This window comes from Chryseobacterium sp. UF-290 (assembly GCF_058245615.1).
The window spans coordinates 1-11,251 of the sequence record NZ_JBSICB010000028.1 but is presented as its reverse complement, the minus strand read 5'-3'; the positions used below and the strand labels follow the sequence as shown (position 1 = coordinate 11,251).

The following is an 11,251-nucleotide window of genomic DNA, read 5'->3' as shown; positions in this document are numbered from 1 at the left end:
TAAAATACCTTGCAGGCTATTATGTATCAGAAACTGAAATTGATTCCAGCCAATTATCAGAATATCTTTCGGGATGTTTGCCTGAGTATATGGTACCGAGTGTTTTTGTTCATCTGGCGGTTTTACCACTGACGATCAATGGCAAGCTGGATAAACGAGCATTACCAGAGCCTGACTTTACGGGCAATAAGGATTATGTTGGACCGGAGAATGAGCTTCAGGAGAAGTTATGTCAGATCTATGGTGAAGTTTTGGGGATTGATTCCGGGTATGTAGGTATTCATGATGACTTCTTCAGATTGGGCGGAGACAGTATCATCAGCATCCAGTTGGTGAGCAGAATAAAACAACAACTGGATGTGCGGGTAAATGTAAAAGAAATCTTCTTAGCGAGAACTACGGCTGCGTTGGCAGGACTCATTGAAGATAAAAATTCGGCTACTCAGGTAGAGATCCTGGCAGAACAGGGGCTGCTTACAGGAGAAGTTCCGCTTCTTCCTATCCAGGATTGGTTCTTCAGTCAGAAAGAAAAAGGCTATTTGCCGGAATTTAACCACTGGAATCAGTCATTTTTGATCAATGTTCCGGAACTGGATGAGAAACTTCTGAAGAAAAGTATACAACTGCTCATTGAAAAACATGATGCACTCAGAATGTATTATCCTGTAGAAAAAGGAGCTTACAGCCAGCAATACCAAGGTGGGGAAATCGAGCCGGAGATCACTGAATTAGATGTTTCAGACCTGATGCCGGAAGACCTCTTAAAAATATTCACCCAATGGCAGGAACAATTTGATATAGAAAAAGGACCACTGTACCGCATCGGCTATATTAAAGGAAATAAGGATAAGACAGCCAGAATTTTCATGGCTTTTCATCACCTGATCATTGATACCGTGAGCTGGAGAATTATCACAGAAGACCTGAAGAATATATATCAGGCTCTTGAAAACGGAAGAGAATCCGGTATAACATCCCAGATAAAAGGAAGCAGCTACCGTCAGTGGGTAGAAGCCATAAAAAATTATAAAAAGGAGAACCCTGAATCCGGAGAAGCAGAACGTACATACTGGAATACGACCATTGAAGCTATACATAAAAACAACAGCAGGCTGGAAGTTATTTCTGTCCCTGAATACAATCATGATTATCTTCTTCTGAATAAAGAGGAGACGGAAAAACTGATTCGGGGTAGCCATCATGTATATCAGACCCGGATCAATGATCTGCTGCTGTCTGCATTGGCTTCTGCGCTTACAGAACTTACCGGAGAAAGGCGCCATACCGTTATTCTTGAAGGACATGGGCGGGAAGATGTATTTAGTAATCTGGATATTACCCAAACGGTAGGTTGGTTTACCACCATGTATCCATTACTGCTGGAAACAGGAGAAAATCATAATGAGACTGTAGTATTGACTAAGGAAGCCTTAAGAGCAATCCCGGACAATGGTATCGGCTATGGCAGTCTTATCGGATATACAGATCATGAACTTCCTAAAATAAGTTTCAATTATTTGGGACAGCTGGATCAGGAAGAGGAAGGTTCAGAAACAAAAACATGGTTTATTGCAGCTGAAGATAGCGGCCTTTCCATTGGAAAATCAAACAGAGACAGCCATATCATCAGTGTGAATGGTGCCGTTATAGATGGGCAGCTTCGCTTTAATATATCTGCACATCTGTCTCAGAACCATGTGGAAAAGATAACCCGGAAATTTAAAGATCATATTATTGAGATTATCGAAGAGCTCTCCGGAAAAAATCGCAGCTTCCTTACCCCTTCCGATGTAGATTATATAATAGGGCAGGACCAGTTGTCAGACATTCAGGAAAAAGGAGAAATAGAAGGGGTGTATCTTGCCAATAGTCTTCAGGAAGGTTTTGTTTACCATGCCCTGAACCAGGGAGATAAAGATGATGCATACCGTGTGCAATTGATGTGGGAATATCTTTCTGAAATGAATGTTGATATCCTTAAAGATGCCTGGTCATATACCCAACGCCAGTTTCCTGCATTGCGCCTTAGATTTGACTGGAATGGGGAGATTGTACAGATCATTGACAAAGAAAATATGCTGGATTGGCGTTATCAGAATATTGACGGAATGCAGACGGAAGAACAGGACGAATTAATCCGTGAAATCACTGAAAAAGACCGTTTTGAAGTCTATGATTTATCAAAAGGAGGATTATTCAGGATCTATTTGTTTCAACGTTCAGAAAATCATTATACCTGTCTCTTCAGTAACCATCATGCTGTGTTAGACGGTTGGAGTATGCCTGTTATACTCAAAAGCATTCATGAAATTTACCTGAATCTTATTAGAAAACAGGCCCCGGATAATGTAACAGACCAGGCTTATATTAATACCCAGAAATACCTCCAGCAGCATAAGGATAATAGCCGTTATTTCTGGAAAGAATATATGTCTGAGCTGGAAGATCAGGAAGATTTAAGCAGTTTATTAAAAGAAGATAAGAGAGCGGTAGATTTAGGCAATTATCGACATATAAAAGACCATCAGAAGACTGAGATGTTAATCACCGGTGACCGGTATCAGCAGTTGAAAGACTTTACAAAAGCGAATGGCTTTACGGTCAATGCCGTTCTTCAGTATCTGTGGCATAGTCAGCTCAGGCTGTACAGTGGGGTGATGAGCACGGTTGTTGGAACGACTGTATCCGGAAGGAGCTTGCCTGTAGATGGTATAGAATCTTCGGTTGGGCTTTTCATCAATACCCTTCCGTTGATCATACAGCATACCGCTGGGAGGATAATAGATATTATTTCAGATATTCAACAAAAAATCAGCGAACTGAATACCCATAGTGATATAAGCCTTGCTGAGCTTCATCATGATGGACGCAGAATGTTCAGCAGCATATTTGTGTATGAAAACTATCCGGTACCGGAGGCGGGAGACGATAGCAATGAATTAGGATTTATTTTTAAAGGAGGAGTCGAAAAACTGGATTATCCTTTGGGAGTGATGGCATTTGAGCAAGGAGACAGCGTAACGATGAAGATCAATTACGAAGGAGCTCTCTTTGAAGAGTCCATGATGAAACAGCTGATAGATGGAATGAGAACTGTTTTACATCAGGTGTTGGCAGACTGGGAGATGACCTCAGATCAACTTTCGCATATTTCCGGGACACAGCTTGAATTAATAGACAGCTGGAACACAACAGACACAGCATATCCATCAGATAAAACGATTCATCAGCTATTTGAAGATCAGGTTGAAAGAACACCGGATGCTATCGCATTAGTGTATCAGGACATTAAGCTTTCATATAGTGAGTTAAATGCAAGATCCAACCGTTTGGCGAATTATCTTCTTCAGACCTATGATCTTAGGGCTGATGATTTGGTTCCTTTGTGTCTGGATCGTTCGGAAAATATGCTGGTAGCGATGCTTGCTGTGTTAAAATCCGGCGCAGCGTATGTTCCTATGGATCCATCCTATCCTTTGGAAAGGATAGAGCACATCCTTCGTGATACCGGAGCAAAACTCATCCTGTGTCAGGAAAGTACGATAAATAAGCTACAGGAAATTAAGGTAGAAACCCTCACATTAGATGAAATTACGTTTCAAGCAATGCTTGAAACCATTGACGCTAATAATCCTGTTACCAAAGCAGGACCTGATAACCTTGCTTATGTCATTTACACCAGTGGAACAACAGGCCTTCCCAAAGGAGTTATGATTGAGCATCAAAATGTTTCGAATCTGATCCATCAGGAAGCAAAAGAATTTGGTCTTACCGGAGAAGTTCATAAGAACTGCTTATGGTATGCAAACTATGTATTTGATGCGCATGTCTGGGAATTGTATCCTGTGATCACTCACGGTCACAGTATCTATTTGTTGGATAAAGAAACCCAGACTGATCTGTCCGCATTACAGCAATACATCGGAGAGAAGAGGATCAGCCTTGCGACTATTCCTCCTGTTCTTTTAACCAAAGATCATATTCTACCCTTAGAAATCCTGGTAGTAGCAGGAGATGTTACCAATCCTCAGGTGATGGCTTTATATGAAAAAAGCGGAGTCGATATTATCAATGCTTATGGTCCCACAGAAAGTACGGTATGTGCAACATTGCACCATTATAATCAAGATCATAACCCGGTTAATATTGGTGGCCCGATTGGAAATATGACCGTTTATGTATTGGATAATCATTTCCGTCCTGTTCCTGTTGGAGCCATAGGTGAGCTTTACATCGGAGGATCAGGAATAGCGAGAGGCTATCTGAACAGAGCTGAGCTTACGGAAGAGCGCTTTATGGCAAATCCATTCCAGACCATCGAGCAGCAGGCAAGAGGAGAAAACGGAAGTTTGTACAAAACTGGAGATTTAGTACGCTGGTTATCGAATGGCGAATTGGAATATATTGGCAGAAATGACTTCCAGGTTAAGATCAGAGGATATAGAATTGAGCTTGGCGAGATCGAAAACAGGATGTTGGAATATCCTGCGATACAGAGGGCAGCCGTCTTGGCAAAAGAGAACCAATCCGGCTTAAAATACCTTGCAGGTTATTATGTCTCTGATACGGCTATTGAACCAGCTTTACTTTCCGGGTATCTTTCGGGATGTTTGCCTGAGTATATGATACCGAGTGTTTTTGTTCATCTGACGGTTTTACCACTGACAATCAATGGTAAGCTGGATAAACGGGCATTACCGGAGCCTGACTTTACGGGCAATAAGGATTATACAGCTCCTGAAACTGAGCTTCAGCAGCAGCTGTGTCAGATTTATGGTGAAGTTTTGGGGATTGATTCCGGGCATGTAGGTATTCATGATGACTTCTTCAGATTGGGAGGAAACAGTATCATGGCGATCCGGCTGATCAGTAAGATCAAACAGGCTTTGAATATGCAGGTGAATGTGACAATGGTGTTCAACCACAAAACAATAGCCTCATTGGCAGCGATTCTGAGCGATGGAATGCATATAGAGGAGCAGATCAATATTATTCCTGTTCAGGTAGATTCTCCAGAAGAGCAGCGTTTGTCGTTTGCACAGGAAAGGCTTTGGTTTATAGAGTCTTATGAAGGAGGAAGCAGTGCGTATAATATTCCTATTACCACTATGTTGGATGAAAACATTCAGCTTGATCTTCTTCAGAAATCTCTGGAAATGGTAATCATGCGCCATGAGATACTCCGATCCATGATAAAAATGACCAGGGACGGAAAAGGGTACCAGGTGATTACGGATGTTATTCCTGAATTTAAGATTGTAGCAGTTGAAACCAAGGAAGAGCTGGAAAAAGCAATAAGCAGAAGTGCAAACAACGTCTTCCGTCTTGATGAAGAACTCCCTGTAGAGATCACTGTATTTACATTCAATAACCGTCACTATTTGTCCGTTGTGATTCATCACATTGCCTTTGACGGATGGTCTACAGATGTTTTTCTGAAAGAAGTGGCGGATATTTATCATGCGCTTATCAATAAAGAAACATTGGACCTGCCGGAATTAAGAGTTCAGTACAAAGACTTTGCACTATGGCAGCGTCATTATCTTGAGGGTGAAAGGCTTAATAAACAGATTGATTATTGGAAAAACAAGCTTGGTGATTTCCAAAGCCTTGACTTGCCTACAGATGAGCACAGACCAATCCAGGTTTCTTATGAAGGAGAAAATCTGTATTTTGACGTGAATATAGAGCTTGGAGATAAACTCAGAATTCTTTCTAAAAACCTTGGAGTAAGCATGTATACGATCATGTTGAGTGGCTATTATCTGATGCTTTCAGCCTATTCCGGTCAGGACGATATTGTGGTGGGAAGTCCGATTGCGAACCGTCATCATGCAGGTCTTGAAAATATGATTGGCTTCTTTGTCAATACGTTGGCTTTAAGAGAGAAGATTGACGGAGAGCAAAGCCTTGCAGATTTCATCCTTCAGGTTTCCGGATCCGTGACAGAAGCTCAGTCTCATCAGGATCTTCCGTTTGAGAAGCTGGTGGATGAGTTGGGTATAGATCAGGATTCTTCAAGACATCCGGTTTTTCAGGTCATGTTTGGTCTTCAGAACGTTGGTGGCGAAATACCTGAGGCGGAAGAAATATTGTTTTATCCTTTCGATGGAGAAGTAGACTATCAGGCAGCGAAATTTGACCTGACAACCATGATAGATGACGATGGAAACAACATTCATATGATGTTCAACTATGCAAAAGCTTTGTTTAGAAAAGAGACTGTCATCCGTATGGCGGCTTCTTATCAGTTCCTTTTAGAACAGATGGCACAGGCCGGAGCAGATCATATGCTGATCCGAAACCTTGCTCTGATTTCAGAACAGGAAACTGAGCAAACGATAACGAACTGGAACAATACCAGAGAAGATTACCCATCCGATAAGACCATTCATCAGTTATTTGAAGAACAGGTTGAAAAAACTCCGGATCATACTGCATTAGTATATCAGGATGTAAAGCTTTCTTACTCCGAACTGAATGAAAGAGCAAATCGCCTGGCGAACCATCTCATTACAAACCATCATCTCCAGCCGGATGACTTAGTCCCATTGTGTTTAGAGCGTTCCGAGCATATGCTGATTGCAATATTGGGGATATTAAAAGCCGGAGCAGCTTATGTTCCAATGGATCCGGCATATCCTGCAGACAGGATCAAACATATTTTAGAAGACACGAAACCGAAAATAGTAATTACACAAGAAAGTCTTACAGAAAAAATAAGTGCCTTAGGCAAAGAAAATCCTATCGTCTTAGATGATATTGGCTTTAAAGCAATGCTTGAAACATCTGATGCTAATAATCCTGTTACCAGTATAAAATCTTCTGATCTGGCTTATGTGATCTACACCAGTGGAACCACAGGCCTTCCAAAAGGAGTAATGATTGAACACTGTGGAGTAATAAACCTTATCAGATCAATGATTAAAGCACACTTACTTGAAGAATATCAGGAAGTGGGCTGCTACTCAAATTATGTATTCGATGCCTTCGTATATGAAGCCTTTCCTGCATTATGTAACGGAAACACATTGTGGCTGTACAGCAACGATCTCAGAACATCGGTGAGTGAGCTTAATGACTATATTAAAGCAAACAATATTGAAGTTTCCTTCATTCCGCCTGTCATATTAAGAGAAATTGTAGAACAGGGGACCAGCCTGAAGCTGATTTTTGCAGGTGGAGAAAGTTTTCCGGCTCTGGATAAAAATGGAGCTGATATCACTTTTATTAATGAATATGGACCAACTGAAGGAACCGTATGCGTTACCCTTCATGAATACAAAAAAGATTATAATTCATTGAACATTGGTGGCCCTATAGCCAATACAGCTTTATATGTACTTGACGCTCTTCATCGTCCTGTTCCTGTTGGTGCAATAGGTGAGCTTTACATTGCCGGAGCGGGAATTGCCAGAGGATATCTGAACAGACCGGATCTGACTGAAGAACGCTTCATTGCCAATCCTTTTCAGACCATAGAAGATCAAGAAAGAGGAGAAAACGGACGTTTGTATAAGACAGGAGATTTAGTCCGTTGGTTATCGAATGGCGAATTGGAATATATGGGAAGAAATGACTTCCAGGTTAAGATCAGAGGACACAGAATAGAATTGGGCGAGATAGAAAATACCTTGCTGAATTATTCCGGTATCCGCCAGGTTGCAGTGTTGGCTAAAGAGAATAATGCCGGCTTAAAATATCTTGCAGCCTATTATGTCTCTGATACAGCTATTGAACCAGCTTTACTTTCCGAGTATCTTTCGGGATGTTTGCCGGAATATATGGTACCGGGTGCTTTTGTCCATTTAACCACTTTACCATTAACGGTCAATGGAAAGCTGGATAGGAAAGCTTTACCGGAACCGGAGTTTACAGGCAGTAAAGATTATAGTGCCCCGGAGAATGAACTTCAGAAAAAGGTTTGTCAGATCTATGGTGAAGTATTGGGAATCGATGCAGAAAAGATCAGTATTCATGATGATTTCTTCAGATTGGGCGGAGACAGTATTATCAGTATTCAGCTGGTGGGCAGAATAAGACAGCAGTTAGAGATCAGGTTAAGCGTGAAAGAAGTCTTTACTTCCCGAACAGCAGCATCGTTGTCCTTACTCATAGAAGATAAAAAACAGAGCGAAGAAACCCGAATCATATCCGAACAGGGAATCCTGAAAGGAGCAGTATCAATGCTTCCGGTTCAGGATTGGTTCTTCAGCCAGAAAGAAGAGGGCTATCTGAAGGATTTTAACCACTGGAACCAGGCATTTCTGATCAGTGTTCCGGTATTGGATAAAAAGCTTTTAGAAACATCCATACAGCATCTGATTGAAAGACATGATGCCTTTAGATTGCAGTACAGCAGAGAAAACGGAATGTATACCCAAAAGTATGGAGACAATCTATCATCTGTTGAAATCCGTTATCTGGATGCTTCCGGATTAAAAGAAGAAGAGCTGTCGGGAATTTTTACAAACTGGCAGTCCCATTTTGATATAGAAAATGGACCATTATACCAGATCGGCTATATTGACGGCTATAAAGATGGCAGTGCAAGAATTTTCTTTGCACTTCATCACCTGATTATTGATTCCGTAAGCTGGAGAATCATCACGGAAGATCTGAAGAATATCTACCATGCCATGGAGAACGGAGAAGAATCCGGTATAGCATCCTATATAAAGGGAAGCAGCTACCGTCAATGGGTAGAAGCTATAAAAAGCTATAAAACCGAAGACCGGGACTCCAGAGAAGAAGAGCTTTCATATTGGAACAATACAGTAAATACGGTAGAGCAGAATAATAAAATACTGAGAAATCTGATCTCTGAAGAGATCCATTATGGACAGTTGATATTAGATAAAAACAGTACAGAAAAGCTGATCAGGAAGACCCATCACGTCTACCATACTCAGATCAACGATCTGTTATTGTCTGCTTTATCATCCACACTTACGGCATTCAGTGGAGAATCCCGCCATGCAGTATTGCTGGAGAGTCATGGGCGTGAAGATATATTTGATAATCTGGATATTACAGAGACGGTTGGATGGTTTACCACCATGTATCCATTACTGCTGGAAACAGGGAAAGAACTGAAAGATACCGTAGTTTTAACAAAAGAAGCTATACGAAGCATTCCGAACAACGGTATCGGCTATGGCAGCCTGGTGGGTTATATTGAAAGAGAACTTCCGAAGATCAGCTTCAATTATTTGGGGCAGCTGGATCAGGAAGAGGAAGGTTCAGAAACAAAAACATGGTTCATTGCAGCTGAAAACAGTGGTTCAGGAATGGGAGCAAATAATAGGGACAGCTACTATATCAGTGTCAATGGAGCTGTAGTTGACGGGCAGCTTCGCTTTGGATTGTCCGGGCATTTGACTGAAGATCAGATTACTCTTTTGGCAGATCGCTTTAAGCAGTATCTGGAATTCATCGCTGACAAGTTCTCCGAAGAAACAGGAAGTTATCTCACACCTTCTGATGTAGGTTATATCGTAAGCCAGGATCAGTTGTCAGATATTCAGAAATCAGGAGAAATAGAAGGGGTATATCTGGCTAACAGCTTGCAGGAAGGTTTTGTTTACCATGCCCTGAACCAGGGAGAGACTGATGATGCCTACAGAGTACAATTGATGTGGGAGTATCATAGCCCTATCAATATCGAAATTCTGAGAGAATCGTGGAGGCTTACCCAGCAACAATATCCTTCACTCAGACTAAGGTTTGACTGGAATGGAGAAATTGTCCAGGTGATTGATAAAAAAGGAAAAGTAGACTGGCGTTATCACGACATCAGTACATTGGATGACGCTGCTCAGGAGTTGCTCATTCAGCAGATTACAGCTAATGACCGTTTAGAATCCTATGATTTGTCTAAAGGAAGTCTGTTCAGGATCTATTTGTTCCAACGGGACGAAAGACAGTACAGTTGCCTGTTCAGTAATCACCATGCTATATTGGATGGCTGGAGTATGCCTCTTATACTGAATAGCATTCATGATACTTATCTGAAGCTTGTTAAAAACAAGGATGTAAACCTGGTAACAGATACCGGCTATATTGCCACTCAGAAATATTTGCAGGATCATAAAGAAAATAGCAGTCATTTCTGGAAAGGATATATGTCGGAGCTGGAAGATCAGGAAGATTTAAGCAGTTTATTAAAAGAAGATAAGAGAGCGGTAGACTTAGGCAATTATCGACATATAAAAGACCATCAGAAGACCGAGATGCTAATCACCGGTGACCAGTATCAGCAGTTGAAAGACTTTACAAAAGCGAATGGCTTTACGGTCAATGCCGTTCTTCAGTATCTGTGGCATAGTCAGCTCAGGCTGTATAGTGGGGTGATGAGCACGGTTGTTGGAACGACCGTATCCGGAAGAAGCTTACCTGTAGATGGTATAGAATCTTCAGCCGGGCTTTATATCAACACCTTACCATTGATTGTGACTCATCAGGAAGGACGAGTGCTGGATCAGATCTTAACAATACAGGAAAGGATCAGCGATTTGAACAGCCATAGCGATGTAAATCTTGCCGGGCTTCATCATGACGGACGCAGAATGTTCAGCAGTTTATTTGTGTATGAAAACTATCCGGTACCGGAAGCAGGGGACGAAAGCAATGAACTGGGATTTGTCTTCAGAGACTCTGTCGAAAAACTGGACTATCCTTTGGGAGTGATGGCGTTTGAGCAAGGAGACAGCGTAACGATGAAGATCAACTACGAAGGAGCTCTCTTTGAAGAGTCCATGATGAAACAGCTGATAGATGGAATGAGAACGGTTTTACAACAGGTGTTGGCAGACTGGGAGATGACCTCAGATCAACTTTCGCATATTTCCGGGACACAGCTTGAATTAATAGACAGCTGGAACACAACAGACACAGCATATCCATCAGATAAAACGATTCATCAGCTATTTGAAGATCAGGTTGAAAGAACACCGGATGCTATCGCATTAGTGTATCAGGACATTAAGCTTTCATATAGTGAGTTAAATGCAAGATCCAACCGTTTGGCGAATTATCTTCTTCAGACCTATGATCTTAGGGCTGATGATTTGGTTCCTTTGTGTCTGGATCGTTCGGAAAATATGCTGGTAGCGATGCTTGCTGTGTTAAAATCCGGCGCAGCATATGTTCCCATGGATCCATCCTATCCTGCCGAAAGGATAGAGCACATCCTTCGTGATACCGGAGCACGCCTGATTCTTGGTCAGGAAAGTACACTGGAAAAGTTAAA

At 41.6% G+C, this 11,251-nt stretch carries 1 protein-coding gene; it reads left to right on the top strand.

Going from position 1 to position 11,251, the window contains the following annotated elements:
- On the top strand, window positions 1-11,251 hold an 11,251-nt coding region (locus AC4IF5_RS20220; RefSeq protein WP_490737731.1), incomplete at both ends, for an amino acid adenylation domain-containing protein.